Origin of the sequence: Pseudomonas sp. GW531-T4, assembly GCF_017349615.1 — a bacterium.
GTDB classification, from domain to species: Bacteria; Pseudomonadota; Gammaproteobacteria; order Pseudomonadales; family Pseudomonadaceae; genus Aquipseudomonas; species Aquipseudomonas chlororaphis_I.
Genome location: NZ_JACMZT010000056.1, coordinates 1 through 14,249 on the forward strand (window position 1 = coordinate 1; position 14,249 = coordinate 14,249).

The following is a 14,249-nucleotide window of genomic DNA, read 5'->3' on the forward strand; positions in this document are numbered from 1 at the left end:
GGCTTGCCACGTACCGGGGCATCGCCCGCCACGTAGTAGGCCGCCTTGCTGCGTGGCAGAGGCTGACGGCCACGGATCTTGTCGGCGATTTTCTCGGCCATCATGATCGTCGGCGCGTTCAGGTTGCCGGTGGTGATGATCGGCATGATCGAGGCATCGACCACTCGCAGACCCTGCATGCCATGCACGCGACCCTGGCCATCGACCACGGCCATTTCGTCGGTGCCCATCTTGCACGAGCAGGATGGGTGGAACGCGGTTTCGGCGTGCTCGCGGATGAATTTATCCAGCTGCTCGTCGGTCTGCACTTCGATGCCCGGGCTGATTTCGCGGCCGCGGAAGGCGTCCAGTGCCGGCTGTTGCATGATTTCCCGGGTCAGGCGGATGCCGTCGCGGAATTCCTGCCAGTCCTGCTCGGTGGCCATGTAGTTGAACAGGATGCTCGGGTAGTCGCGTGGGTTCTTCGACTTGAGCTGGATCCGGCCGCGGCTTGGCGAACGCATGGATCCCATGTGTGCCTGGAAGCCGTGTTCCTGTACGCCGTTGCTGCCGTTGTAGTTAATCGCCACCGGCAGGAAGTGGTACTGGATGTTCGGCCATTCGAACTCTTCGCGAGTGCGGATGAAACCGCCCGCTTCGAACTGGTTGCTGGCGCCGATGCCGGTGCCATTGAACAGCCATTCGGCACCGATGGCCGGCTGGTTGTACCAGAGCAGCGACGGGTACAGCGAGACCGGCTGGGTGCAGGCGTACTGCAGGTACAGCTCCAGGTGGTCTTGCAGGTTTTCGCCGACGCCCGGCAGGTCGTGGACCACCGGGATGTCCAGGCTTTCCAGCAGCTTGGCCGGGCCGACGCCGGAGCGTTGCAGGATCTGTGGCGAGGCGATGGCGCCGGAGCACAGCAGCACTTCCTTGCGGGCACGGGCTTCGACGCGCTCTTCGGCGGAGCCGACCAGGTAACGCACGCCAACGGCACGCTTGCCTTCGAACAGGATCTTGTCGGTCAGGGCGTGGGTGACGATGCTCAGGGTCGAACGCTTTTTCGCCACGTCGAGGTAGCCGCGGGCGGTGCTGGCGCGACGGCCTTTAGGCGTCACGGTGCGGTCCATCGGACCGAAACCTTCCTGCTGGTAGCCGTTGAGGTCTTCGGTACGCGGGTAACCGGCTTGCACGCCGGCTTCGACCATGGCGTGGAACAGCGGGTTGTTGCCGGCTTTCGGCGTGGTCACGCTGACCGGGCCGTCGCCACCGTGGTAGTCGTTCGGGCCGATGTCGCGGGTTTCCGCCTTGCGGAAATACGGCAGGCAGTCCAGGTAGGTCCAGTCTTCCAGGCCTGGCAGTTTTGCCCAGCCGTCGTAGTCCATGGCGTTGCCGCGGATGTAGCACATGCCGTTGATCAACGAGGAACCGCCCAGGCCCTTGCCGCGGCCGCATTCCATCCGGCGACCGTTCATGTGTGGCTCTGGATCGGTCTCGTAGGCCCAGTTGTAGCGACGGCCTTGCAGCGGGAATGCCAACGCCGCAGGCATCTGCGTGCGGAAGTCGAAGCGGTAGTCCGGGCCGCCGGCTTCGAGCAGCAGCACGGTGACGCCTTCGTCTTCAGTCAGACGGGTCGCCAGGGTGTTACCGGCGGAGCCGGCACCGATGATGATGTAATCGTATTCTTGGGACATTGAATGCACCCTCTTTGGAGTTGGTCAGGTCTGGCCATGGCGAGTGCTGCGCACTCGATCGCGGGCAAGCTCCGCTCCTACAGGAGATTTGCGTGCTTCTGTAGGAGCAGGGGGGACGCCTAGTTCTTGCCCGCGAAGGCGGCCTCGCAGGCGAAGCGAGTTTCGCCTTAGAACACCGAGGCGTAGTCGCCCAGCTCGACCTGTACCGATTTGATGCGGGTGAAGTTGTTCAGCGAGCTGATGCCGTTCTCACGGCCAACACCCGACTGCTTGTAGCCACCGACCGGCATCTTGGCGTCGGATTCGCCCCAGGCGTTGATCCAGCAGATACCGGCTTCGAGCTGATGAATCACGCGGTGCGCGCGGTTCAGGTCGCGGGTTACCACACCGGCGGCCAGGCCGAAGTCGGTGTCGTTGGCGCGACGGATCACTTCTTCTTCGGTTTCGTAGGTCAGGATGCTCATCACCGGGCCGAAGATTTCTTCGCGAACGATGGTCATCTCGTCGGTGCAGTCGGTGAACACGGTCGGTGCCACGAATGCGCCTTTGGCGAATGCGCCGTCGGTCAGGCGTTCGCCGCCGCACAGCAGGCGGGCGCCTTCTTCCTTACCTTTGGCGATATAGCCCAGCACGCTTTCCATGTGGGCGAAGCTGACCAGCGGGCCGAAGTTGGTGTTTTCGTCTTCCGGGTTGCCAACGCGAATGCGCGCGACGCGCTCGACGATCTTGGCTTCGAAAGCGGCTTTCAGGTGGCTCGGTACGAAGACACGGGTACCGTTGGTGCAGACCTGGCCGGAGCTGTAGAAGTTGGCCATCATCGCGGTGTCGGCGGCGCGATCCAGGTCGGCGTCGTCGAAGATGATCAGCGGCGACTTGCCACCCAGTTCCATGGTCACGTCTTTCAGCGAGGAGCTGGAAGCGCTGGCCATGACCTTCTTGCCGGTGTCGGTGCCGCCGGTGAAGGAGACTTTCTCGATGCGCGGGTGTTCGGTCAGCCAGGTGCCGACTTCGCGACCGCTACCGGTCAGGACGTTGAACACGCCAGCCGGAACGCCGGCCTCGGTGTAGATCTCGGCCAGTTTCAGGGTGGTCAGCGAGGTGACTTCGCTTGGCTTGAAGATCATCGCGTTACCGGCCGCCAAAGCTGGCGCGGATTTCCACAGGGCGATCTGGATCGGGTAGTTCCACGCGCCGATACCGGCCACGACGCCCAGCGGCTCGCGACGGGTGTAGACGAACGAAGTGGTGCGCAGCGGGATCTGCTCGCCTTCGATGGCCGGTACCAGGCCCGCGTAGTATTCCAGCACGTCGGCGCCGGTGACGATGTCGACATACTTGGTTTCGGAGTAGGCCTTGCCGGTGTCCAGGGTTTCCAGGGCAGCCAGTTCGTCGTTGCGCTCGCGCAGGATGTCCACGGCGCGACGCAGGATGCGCGAACGCTCCATGGCGGTCATCGCGGCCCAGATCTTCTGGCCTTTCTCGGCGCTGACGACAGCGCGCTCGACGTCATCAAAGGTCGCACGTTGCACTTGAGCGAGGACTTCACCGTTGGCCGGGTTGATGGCGTCGAAGGTGGCGTCGCTGCCGGCGTCGGTGTAGCCGCCGTCAATGTAGAGTTTTTGCAGTTCGAAACGGGCCATGTTGATAGTCCTCGCAAGTGCATAAGTGGTTGGCGTTCACCACTGGGCGCGCCGTGTAGCCTGGGCGCGCTGGTCAGTGGCAATTCAGGGGGCCGAGCGTCTTGTAATGTGCTCTAGCGCTCCTGCTTAGCCAGTTGGAAATCCATGTATTCGTAAGCGATCCGGTGCGCCTGCTCGGTGTCGAAAGAGTCTCCCGACAGCGCGCCGCGCAACCACAAACCGTCGATCAGGGCTGCCAGGCCTCGCGCTGCGCTGCGTGCATCATCCAGCGGCAGGACGCGGCGGAACTGGCAGCACAGGTTGGAATACAGGCGGTGATCGTTGATCCGCTGCAACCTGTGCAAAGACGGGTGGTGCATGCTGGTGGCCCAGAAGGCCAGCCAGGTTTTCATTGCCGGGCCATTGACCTGGCTGGCGTCGAAGTTGCCTTCGATGATCACCTGGAGGTGCGCCCGCGGGCTCTTGTCCTCCAGCGCCTGACGGCGCGCGGTGACGTTCTCGCTGAGGACACTCATCAGATACTGCGCCGTGGCGGCGATCAGGCCGTTCTTGTCCTGAAAGTAGTGACTGATGATGCCGTTCGAGACACCGGCCAAACGGGCGATCAGCGCAATGCTGGCGTCCCCCATCCCGACCTGATCGACCGCCAGCAACGTGGCTTCGATCAACTGCTGGCGGCGGATGGGTTGCATACCGACCTTGGGCATCTTGCACATCTCCTTAGGCCTGCTGGCAGTCGTAAAACGGCTACCGGCGTGAGGGCCAGTCTATTTTGTTTTGATTGAACGTTCAATCAACAAAGAATAAGATCTGCGACAAATCGTCGCTGCCTCCAGGTCCTTCCTGCGTGTAGATGGCGGAAAAGCGACCTCCGAAAAAGCCTGAAACCCAAGCAGGGCATAGCGTGAGCCAGCGAGGACGGATGTGTTGAATGGGCAAGACGCTTAAGGCCAGGTGACGAACTGCACGTTTGCACTCGGCCTTCGACGCTGGTTCTCAACGCAACTCCTGCAGGTTCGGGCTTTTTCGGGGTGTCTTTATATCACCCGTCGGTCGGCTGCCAACTAACCGATTGGTCGGGTGCCGTGTTGCCTTGTGTTCTTCTCTCGCACTGCCTGGAGCATCTGTGCCATGAGTTCTGCCTCTCTTATAAAGACCCCACCGGAAAAGGTGCGGGTCAACGGTTGGGTGTTCTACACCTCTACCGCGCTGATCCTGTTGCTGACCGCCATTCTGATCATCGCCCCGCAAGAGGCCGGCAGACTGCTTGGCATTGCCCAGGCCTGGTTGTCCCGCAGCTTCGGCTGGTACTACATGGTGGTGATCGCCGCCTACCTGGTATTCGTCGTCGGCCTGGCGTTTTCCTCCTACGGCAAGCTCAAGCTGGGGACCAAGCAAGACACCCCGGATTTCAGCTATGGCGCCTGGGCCGGCATGCTGTTCTCGTCCGGTATCGGTATCTCGCTGCTGTACTTCGGCGCTTCCGAACCGCTGGACCACTATTTCAACCCGCCTGAAGGCGTAGCGGGCAGCAACCAGGCCGCGCGCCAGGCGCTGCAGCTGACTTTCCTGCACTGGGGCCTGCACGGCTGGGCGATCTACGCCCTGGTCGGCCTGGCCGTGGCCTACTTTGCCTACCGCCACAACCAGCCGCTGGCGCTGCGTTCGGCGTTGTACCCACTGGTGGGCGAGCGCTGGGTCAAGGGCGCGGCCGGTCATGCGGTGGATGGTTTCGGCATGTTCGTGACCCTGCTGGGCCTGGTGACCAACCTGGGCATCGGTTCGATGCAGGTGTCTTCCGGCCTGGAAAACCTGTTCGGCATGGAACACAGCAACACCAACCTGCTGATCGTGATCATCGTCATGAGCACCGTGGCCACCATCGCTGCGGTATCGGGTGTGGAAAACGGCATCCGCCGCTTGTCCAACCTGAACATCGTGCTGTTCAGCGGCCTGCTGATTTTCGTGCTGCTGTTTGGTCCGACCCTGCACCTGCTCAACGGTTTCGTGCAAAACGTCGGCGACTACCTCAACGGTGTGGTGCTCAAGACCTTCGACCTCTATGTGTATGAAGGCGACAACGCCAAGTCCGACCGCTGGCTGGGCCTGTGGACCCTGTTCTACTGGGCCTGGTGGATTTCCTGGGCGCCATTCGTCGGCATGTTCATCGCGCGTATTTCCCGTGGCCGTACCGTGCGCGAGCTGGTGGCGGGCGTGCTGTTGATTCCGCTGGGCTTCACCCTGGCCTGGCTGTCGGTGTTCGGTAACTCGGCCCTGGACCTGGTGATGAACCACGGTGCGGTGGAACTTGGCAAGACGGCGCTGGAACAGCCGTCCATGGCGATCTACCAACTGCTGGATCATTACCCGGCGTCGAAGATTGTCATCGGCGTGTCGATTTTCGTCGGCTTCGTGCTGTTCCTGACCCCGGCCGACTCCGGCGCGGTGATGATGGCCAACCTGTCTTGCAAGGGCGGCAACGTCGACGAAGACGCCCCGCACTGGCTGCGGATCTTCTGGTCGGTGGTGATCACCCTGGTGACTATCGGCCTGCTGTTCGCCGGTAACTTCGAAGCCATGCAGACCATGGTGGTGCTGGCCGGCCTGCCGTTCTCGGTGGTGCTGGTGTGCTTCATGTTCGGCCTGCACAAGGCCATGCGCCAGGACACGCAGATCGAACAGGAGCAGGCGGAACTGGCGGCCCGTGGTCGTCGTGGTTTCAGCGAGCGCCTGACCCAGCTGGACCTGCAGCCGACCCAGGCGGTGGTCCAGCGTTTCATGGACAAGCACGTGACGCCGGCACTGGAAGAAGCCGCTACCCAGCTGCGCAACCAGGGCCTGGATGTGCAAACCCTGCTGGGCAAGTCCAAGCGCTGCATGGGCGTGCGGATCGAGATGGAAGAGGGCAACCCTTTCGTTTATGAAGTGAGCCTGGATGGCTATCTGGCGGCGCCGAGCGAATCGGCCGATGCGCCGGAAGAGCGTGCGCGTTACTACCGCGCCGAGGTCTACCTGCACAACGGCAGCCAGGAATACGACCTGATGGGCTTCACTCAGGAGCAGATCACCCGTGACGTGCTTGATCAGTTCGAAAGCCATCGACAGCTCCTTGGCCGGGTCTACAGCTAAGAGGTGAAGGGCGCGGTGTAGCCCTGTTACACCGCGTCGCCTTCATCGCGGGCAGTCGAGCGTCGACCGGCCGCTCCTACAGAAGACGCAAGCGCATGCCTCTGTAGGAGCGAGCGGGCGGCGATCCGACTTGCCCGCGAAGCGATGTACCTGGTTCCCCGCAACATCAGCAACGCCCCCATCGCCAGCAAGCGGGCTCCTGCAACAGGGGGCGATCCTGCTGAAGACTTTCCCAATAAAACAAAAACGCCGCGATCGATGTCGCGGCGTTTTTGTTTACGTGTCGCTGTTACCCCAGGTTCTTGCCGAGCAGCGCGTGGTAGAGCTCGCTGTCGCCAAGGATCCCCACCACCTTGTTGTTGTCGTGCAGCACCAGCTTGTTGCCGGTCTGGTAGCGGATCTGCAGCGCATCGCGCATGCCGATGCTGGAGTCGACCAGGGTCGGCTTGCGGCCCAGGCCTTCCACCGCCTGGCCCGGGATCCAGTTCTGCAGGTCGAGGCTGGCGCCGTTCTGGCGTGCGCCCTTGATGGTGTTGCCCTCGGCCAGGTCGAGCCAGGAGTCGCCACCCGGATCCAGGCACACGGAGCCGTTGATGCGCTTGCAGTTGTCCAGGGTGCGCATCAGGCTGCGGCCGCAGAGCACATTGAGCGGGTTGGTATGGGCGACGAAGGTGCGCACATAGTCGTCCGCCGGGTTGAGCACGATCTCTTCCGGCTTGCTGTACTGGATGATCCGGCCGTCTTTCATGATGGCGATGCGGCTGCCCAGTTTCAGGGCTTCGTCGAGGTCATGGCTGACGAACACGATGGTCTTGCTCAGCTTGCGTTGCAGTTCCAGCAGTTCGTCCTGCAGTCCCTGGCGGATCAGCGGATCGAGGGCGGAGAAAGGTTCATCCATCAGCAGGATGTCGGCGTCCATCGCCAGGGCGCGGGCCAGGCCGACACGCTGCTGCATACCGCCGGACAATTCGTCGGGCTTCTTGTTGCGCCACTGGGTCAGGCCCACCAGCTCGAGTTTCTCGTCCACCAGCTTGCGCCGTTCCTTTTCCGGCCGGCCCTGCATTTCCAGGCCGAAGCTGATGTTCTCGCGAACGGTCAGCCAGGGCATCAGGGCGAACTTCTGGAACACCATGGCGATGCGCTTGGTGCGCATCATCTTCAGTTCCGCCGGGGTGCAGGAAGCGATGTCGATCTGCCGGCCTTCATGCTCGACGAACAGCTTGCCGCGGCTGACGGTGTTGAGGCCGTTGATGCAGCGCAGCAGGCTCGACTTGCCGGAGCCGGAGAGGCCCATCAGCACGCAGATTTCGCCTTTCTCGATGTCCAGGCTGGCCTTTTCCACACCGACGATCTGGCCGGTCTTTTTCAGGATCTCGTTGCGGCTCATGCCCTGATCCAGCAGCTTGAGCGCCTCGCGTGGATCCTTGGAGAAGATAACGTCGACGTTATCGAAGCGGATTATGCTCATGCGTCACCCCCTACTTTGGCTTCGGGTTGTTTGCAGATACGGTCGAGCATGATCGCCAGCAGTACGATTGCCAGGCCTGCTTCGAAGCCCAGGGCGATATCGGCGGTGTTCAGTGCGTTGACCACGGGTTTGCCCAGGCCGTCGGCGCCCACCAGGGCTGCGATCACCACCATCGACAACGACAGCATGATGCACTGGGTGATGCCGGCAGCGATGCTCGGCATGGCGTGGGGCAGCTCGATACGCGACAACAGTTGACGGCGCGAGCAGCCAAAGGCCTTGCCGGCGTCCATCAACTCTTGTGGTACATCGCGGATGCCCAGGTAGGTCAGGCGGATCGGCGCGGCAATGGCGAACACCACCGTGGAGATCAGGCCCGGCACCACGCCCAGACCGAACAGGGTCAGGGTAGGAATGAGGTAAACGAAGGTCGGTACGGTCTGCATCAGATCGAGCACCGGACGCATCATGGTGTAGAACATCGGCTTGTGCGCGGCGACGATGCCCAACGGCACGCCAATGAGCACGCAGACCAGGGTGGCGAACAGCACCTGGGCCAGGGTTTCCATGGTTTCCTGCCAGTAACCCAGATTGAGAATCAGCAGGAAGGACAGCACGACAAAGGCCGTCAGGCCCCATTTGCGTTGAATGATGTGCGCCAGCAAGGCAATCAGGCCGATCAAGGCCAGCGGGTTGAACCAGGTCAGCGCAAACGTCACGCCGTGGATCATCGTTTCCAGGGTCGATGCGATCGCATCGAATGTGTTGGCGCCGTGTTGCGTCAACCATTCAACGAAGGCAGCGATGTACTGGCCTAAAGGGATTTTCTGATCAATGAGCATGGTATTGAACGTCCGCATGCAAGGAATAAACAGCCCGGGCGGGCGAACCCACCCGGCGTAAGCGACCTACTTAATTAGCAGCTTGCGCAAGCTTGGCTTTCACGGCCTCCAGGCCTGGTTTTCCGTCAATGGTGGTCACGCCAGCGAGCCAGGTATCGAGTACCTCGGGGTTTTTCTTCAGCCAGGCCTTGGCGGCCGCCTCGGGCTTCATCTTGTCGTCCAGGACGTTACCCATCAGGGTGCTTTCCATATTCAGGGTGAACGACAGATTCTTCAGCAACTGACCAACGTTGCTGCATTCCTCGGCGTAGCCCTTGCGGGTGTTGGTGTAGATGGTCGCCTGGCCGTAGTTGGGGCCGAAGAACTCGTCGCCGCCGGTCAGGTACTTCATCTTGAAACGGGTGTTCATCGGGTGCGGTTCCCAGCCCAGGAACACCACCGCGGTGCTGCGCCGTTGCGCGCGCTCGACCTGGGACAGCATGCCCGCCTCGCTGGACTCGACCACCTTGAAGCCGGCGTCTTTCAGGCCGAAGGCGTTCTTGTCGATCATGCTCTGGATCATGCGGTTGCCGTCGTTACCCGGCTCGATGCCGTAGATCTTGCCGTCCAGTTCTTTCTTGAACTTGGCGATGTCGGCGAAATCCTTCAGGCCCTTGTTGTACAGCTCTTCCGGGACCGCCAGGGTGTACTTGGCGTTCTCCAGGTTGGCGCGGATGGTTTCCACAGTGCCGGCATCGCGATAGGGCTTGATGTCGTTTTCCATGGTCGGCATCCAGTTGCCGAGGAACACGTCCATGTTCTTGCCGTCGGCCAGGGACTTGTAGGTCACCGGCACGGAAATCATCGTGGTCTTGGTCTTGTAGCCAAGTGCCTCGAGAACCACGCTGGTGGTCGCGGTGGTGACGGTGATGTCGGTCCAGCCGACATCGGAGAAGTTTACGGTGCTGCATTGTGCCGGTTCTGCGGCGTGCGCCAGAAGCGGCAGACTCAGCATGGCGGCCAACAACAACGACGGGGAACCTTTCATGGGATGGACTCCTGGGTGTTTTCTGGCGGTGTGTCTGACCGCACTTATAAGTGTTGCGGTTGGGGCGAGTGGGACAGCTCTACCACAGTGCCTTGCAATCGAGTCGAGACTGATCATGTACCAGTGAAAATCTGACGCCTACAGGGTGCGTCGTATCCAGTACAGGGAGGGTCGCATCCAGTGTCGGTAAGGTCGCTTACAGCTTTTTTCAGCACTTTTTGCCCATCTGAACCGCAAAAAAACGGCCAGAACCGGAGGTCGGCGGGCCACGGCGTTGGTGGGCATGAGTGAGTCGGTGTGAGACGTCGAACGACACTGCAAAAGCCTGATGATGCGCGTATCTCGGCGGATTACTGCTTGAGCGTAGCAGCTTCGCCACCGGGCGTTTGGGCGCCCGGCGTGTGCTCATCGAGGAGTTTCGCAGTAATGGCTATCAGTGTTTTCGACCTGTTCAAAATCGGCATCGGCCCCTCCAGTTCCCACACCGTCGGGCCCATGCGCGCCGCGGTGCTGTTCGTCCAGGCGCTGCGGGAAAAAGACCTGCTGGAGCAGGTGCGCCGCATCGAGGTAAGGCTCTACGGTTCGCTGTCGGCCACCGGCATCGGGCACGGTAGCGACAACGCGGTAATCATGGGGCTGATGGGCGAATGGCCGGATGCGATCGATCCGTCGCAGATCGGCGGTCGCATCGAGACCCTGCGCGAAACCAATACCCTGCTGCTCGACAACCGCCTGCCGATCCCCTTCGTCTGGGCGCGCGACATGCTGCTGCTCGACGAGAACCTGCCGTTCCACCCCAACGCCATGACCCTGGTGGCCGAAGGCGAGTCCGGGGAGCTGCACCGCGATACCTATTATTCCGTGGGCGGTGGTTTTGTCGTCGACGAGGCCCAGGCCAGCAGCGGCGTGGTGGACCTGGATCGCACCGAATTGCCTTACGACTTCTCCAGCGCCGTGGAGCTGCTGAGCCTGTGCCAGAAGCACAACCTGCGGGTGGCCGAACTGATGATGGCCAACGAGAAGGTCTGGCGTTCGGAGGAGGAAATCCGCGCGGGCCTGATGAAGCTCTGGCAGGCCATGCAGGATTGCGTCGAGCAGGGCCTCAAGCATGAAGGCATCCTGCCCGGCGGGCTCAATGTGCGGCGCCGCGCGGCCAAGCTGCACCGCAGCCTGCAGGAATTGAACAAACCCAATGTGATCGGCTCGACCCTGAGCGCCATGGAGTGGGTCAACCTGTATGCCCTGGCGGTCAATGAAGAGAACGCCGCCGGCGGGCGCATGGTGACGGCACCGACCAACGGCGCGGCCGGGATCATTCCGGCGGTGCTGCATTACTTCATGCGCTTCAGCGAGGATGTCACCGACGCCAACGTGGTGGACTTTTTCCTCGGCGCGGCGGCGGTGGGGATCCTTTGCAAGAAGAACGCCTCGATCTCCGGTGCCGAAGTCGGTTGCCAGGGCGAGGTGGGTTCTGCCTGCGCCATGGCTGCCGCCGGTCTGGCGGAGATTCTCGGGGCGTCGCCGGAGCAGCTGTGCAACGCCGCGGAAATCGGCCTGGAGCATAACCTCGGCCTGACCTGCGACCCGGTCGGCGGCCTGGTGCAGGTGCCGTGCATCGAGCGCAACGCGATTGCCGCGGTGAAGGCTATCAATGCCGCGCAAATGGCCCTGCGCGGCGACGGCCAGCACTTCATTTCCCTGGACCGGGTGATCCGCACCATGCGCGATACCGGCGCCGATATGCATGACAAATACAAGGAGACATCGCGCGGCGGGTTGGCGGTCAGCGCTGTGGAGTGTTGAGGGCTTAAACAGTGGGGCCGCTGCGCGGTCCATCGCGAGCAAGCTCGCTCCTACAAGGTGCCGCGTTCTCCTGTAGGAGCGAGCTTGCTCGCGATGACGCCCGGTATTTCACCACCATCCACAAGCAGAATTCACCCACCTCAATGGCAATGTTCTGCTCATAAATTGAACACCCCGCGACGCCCTCGCCACCTTTTGGAGCGTCGCAAACAGGTAAGTCCAAGGGCTCATCGGTCAGGTTTTTCACTCACCTCGGCTGAGCGCCCGCCTGTGCTTGCGGTGACACTCTTTTCCCGGGACGTTTCTCGCCGTTCCCACAAGTGCTACCGATTTGCTCACAGCCACCGGCCCAGGGCCCTCCACGGCCGATTCGGCACTGATAACCCGCACATTGCGCACGGCTTATATAGACGCATCGCGACGTCGTTTTCAGGAGTTATTGAATGGCCATTCAATTTTAGGCATGGCAATTGCTCTGTCATCACAAAGCCCGTCTCCCACGTGAGAATGATGGCAATAACAAGAGCCTCCGCCTGAGGCCATCACCTGCTTTGTGTGAGGAGATACCGCGATGACGACGTTCAACTCCGGGGCTCAACCCCAGAACCGTGCGCCTCAATCCATCGGCTTTTTGCTGCTGGACAATTTCACGCTGATTTCCCTGGCCTCCGCGGTCGAGCCGCTGCGCATGGCCAACCAGTTGTCCGGTCGCGAGCTGTATCGCTGGACCACCCTCAGCGTCGACGGCGGCCAGGTCTGGGCCAGTGATGGCCTGCAGATCACCCCCGACGCCTCCATGCACAAAGCCCCCGCCCTGGACACTGTGATCGTCTGCGGCGGCATCGGCATCCAGCGCACCGTGACCCGCGAGCATGTGTCGTGGCTGCAAAGCCAGGCGCGCCAGTCCCGCCGTCTCGGCGCGGTCTGCACCGGCAGTTGGGCCCTGGCCTGCGCCGGCCTGCTCGACGGTTTCGATTGCAGCGTGCACTGGGAATGCCTGGCCTCGATGCAGGAAGCTTTCCCGCGGGTGGCCATGAGCACTCGCTTGTTCACCCTCGACCGCAACCGCTTCACCAGCTCCGGCGGCACCGCGCCGCTGGACATGATGCTGCACCTGATCAGCCGCGATCACGGCCGTGAACTGTCGGCGGCGATCTCGGAAATGTTCGTCTACGAACGCATCCGCAACGAGCAGGATCACCAGCGCGTGCCGCTCAAGCACATGCTCGGCACCAACCAGCCGAAGTTGCAGGAAATCGTCGCGCTGATGGAAGCCAACCTGGAAGAGCCGATCGACCTCGACGAACTGGCGGTCTATGTCTCGGTATCGCGGCGCCAGCTGGAGCGGCTGTTCCAGAAATACCTGCACTGCTCGCCATCGCGCTACTACCTGAAGCTGCGGCTGATCCGTGCCCGCCAGTTGCTCAAGCAGACGCCGATGTCGATCATCGAAGTGGCCTCGGTCTGCGGTTTCGTCTCCACGCCGCACTTCTCCAAGTGCTACCGCGAGTACTTCGGCATTCCACCGCGTGACGAACGCGTAGGATCCAACACCGCTCAACAGGTGGCGATGATGCCGATTCCGCAGGCGCTGGTGCTGGCTGGCCCGATGTCTTCGCTGAGCCAGGCGCGCAACGAATCGACCTTCGCCAGCGTCAGGCTGTAATCACAGGCTTTTCCTGAAGTACACGACGCGCTCGGTTTCCTCGAAACCGAGCGCCTTGTGCACGGTCTGGCTCAACAGGTTTTCCAGGCCGGTATCCGAAGCCATTTCCACGCAGCCCTGATCCCGTCCCCATTGGGCGACGGCGTCGATCAGTTGTTCGGCAATGCCCTGGCGCCGCTGTTCGGCGCTGACGTACAACCCCTCCAGAAACACCACCGGCGAATGCTCGGTGCCGTTCACATAGTCGCGCCGCAACGAAGCTTCGGCCAATCCCACTGGCTGGCCGTCGGCGGTATAAGCGAGCAGGTTGATATAGCGCCGCGGGTCGTCCAGCAAGCTGGCGATTTCCTCCAGGTGTTCCTCGGCCGGGCAGTCGGGCCACAGCGCCTGGCGCAATGACAGCCAGCCCGATCGATGGGCTGACTGGCAGGGTTCGATTCGAATCATGGGGGCGGTTCCTTGGTGTGCAAGTACCGCACTCTACGCCGCGATCCGCTCCCGGCGAAGGCTCAGGCGCGGCTGTTCTGGAACTGGGCCAGGGCCGGCAACAGCTGTTTGTCGATGGCCTGGCGCACGGCCGGCAGGATGGTCGCATTGCCGGTGAGCATCTGCTCGACCATGCCCTTGAGGGCCTTGGCCCGGGCATCGCTCAAGCCGCGCACCGCGCACTCGCAGGCCTGGTCGGCCGTGGCGCCGGCTGGCATTTCAAAACCCAGGGCCCTCAGTTGGCCGAGCAGGTCGTCCTGGTCAATCAGATCCGCGTGCATCATGACTCTTATCCTTGTTCAGGGAGCGTGGTCGTGAGCCGATTCTGGTAGCCGTCCGGACAGTCGGCAAGGGCGAATTGTCGCAATGGCCGGGATGCCTATGAACAGGTCGTTTTCGGCTAACTTGGCTTGAGGGCGACTGGGCACACTGGATTCCAGCTCGGTCATCGAAGGTTTGGTCACCCTCGTGTCGGCTCCTCAGAAAACCTCCTCTGCCCCGATCCTGTCACGGCT

At 62.0% G+C, this 14,249-nt stretch carries 11 protein-coding genes; 3 read left to right on the forward strand and 8 right to left on the reverse strand.

Features of this window, described 5'->3' with window-relative positions:
• From betA to betI, 3 genes are all read right to left on the reverse strand, one after another.
• On the reverse strand, positions 1-1,673 hold a 1,673-nt coding region (gene betA / locus J4D28_RS27855; protein ID WP_207246498.1), incomplete at its 3' end, for a choline dehydrogenase.
• A gap of 167 nt (positions 1,674-1,840) precedes the next feature.
• Complete coding sequence (gene betB, locus J4D28_RS27860; protein ID WP_016704222.1) at positions 1,841-3,313, reverse strand: betaine-aldehyde dehydrogenase; 1,473 nt, start codon at positions 3,311-3,313, stop codon at positions 1,841-1,843.
• A gap of 113 nt (positions 3,314-3,426) precedes the next feature.
• A complete protein-coding gene (gene betI / locus J4D28_RS27865) occupies positions 3,427-4,020 on the reverse strand; it encodes a transcriptional regulator BetI (protein ID WP_009051253.1) in 594 nt (197 codons plus the stop codon).
• Positions 4,021-4,444: 424 nt separating this feature from the next.
• On the opposite strand from betI, the gene betT reads away from it, so the two are divergent.
• Positions 4,445-6,442, forward strand: a complete 1,998-nt coding sequence (betT, locus tag J4D28_RS27870) for a choline BCCT transporter BetT (protein WP_103331616.1) — start codon at positions 4,445-4,447, stop codon at positions 6,440-6,442.
• A 289-nt stretch (positions 6,443-6,731) separates the two neighbouring features.
• On the opposite strand, the gene choV is transcribed toward betT, so the two are convergent.
• The 3 genes from choV to J4D28_RS27885 form a co-directional block, all read right to left on the reverse strand.
• On the reverse strand, positions 6,732-7,910 hold the full coding sequence (gene choV / locus J4D28_RS27875; RefSeq protein WP_016704219.1) for a choline ABC transporter ATP-binding protein: 1,179 nt from the start codon (positions 7,908-7,910) through the stop codon (positions 6,732-6,734).
• On the reverse strand, positions 7,907-8,752 hold the full coding sequence (gene choW, locus J4D28_RS27880) for a choline ABC transporter permease subunit (RefSeq protein WP_007925985.1): 846 nt from the start codon (positions 8,750-8,752) through the stop codon (positions 7,907-7,909). The genes choV and choW overlap by 4 nt, the downstream gene beginning before the upstream one ends.
• A 70-nt stretch (positions 8,753-8,822) precedes the next feature.
• Positions 8,823-9,779: a choline ABC transporter substrate-binding protein gene (locus J4D28_RS27885; RefSeq protein ID WP_009051250.1), complete on the reverse strand. Its 957-nt coding sequence runs from the start codon at positions 9,777-9,779 to the stop codon at positions 8,823-8,825.
• Between the two features lie 426 nt (positions 9,780-10,205).
• Here J4D28_RS27885 and J4D28_RS27890 point away from each other — a divergent pair, with 426 nt between their 5' ends.
• The gene (locus tag J4D28_RS27890) at positions 10,206-11,582 is read left to right on the forward strand and encodes an L-serine ammonia-lyase (protein WP_009051249.1); all 1,377 of its coding nucleotides are present in this window, start codon (positions 10,206-10,208) and stop codon (positions 11,580-11,582) included.
• A 571-nt stretch (positions 11,583-12,153) separates the two neighbouring features.
• Positions 12,154-13,248 carry a GlxA family transcriptional regulator gene (locus J4D28_RS27895; RefSeq protein ID WP_009045963.1) on the forward strand — a complete coding sequence of 365 codons (1,095 nt, stop codon included), beginning with the start codon at positions 12,154-12,156 and terminating at the stop codon, positions 13,246-13,248.
• Here J4D28_RS27895 and aac(6') read toward each other — a convergent pair whose 3' ends face one another.
• The gene (gene aac(6') / locus J4D28_RS27900) at positions 13,249-13,695 is read right to left on the reverse strand and encodes an aminoglycoside 6'-N-acetyltransferase (protein WP_103331617.1); all 447 of its coding nucleotides are present in this window, start codon (positions 13,693-13,695) and stop codon (positions 13,249-13,251) included.
• Positions 13,696-13,757: 62 nt separating this feature from the next.
• Positions 13,758-14,018 carry a hypothetical protein gene (locus J4D28_RS27905; RefSeq protein WP_007925996.1) on the reverse strand — a complete coding sequence of 87 codons (261 nt, stop codon included), beginning with the start codon at positions 14,016-14,018 and terminating at the stop codon, positions 13,758-13,760.
• Between the last annotated feature and the right edge of the window lie 231 nt (positions 14,019-14,249).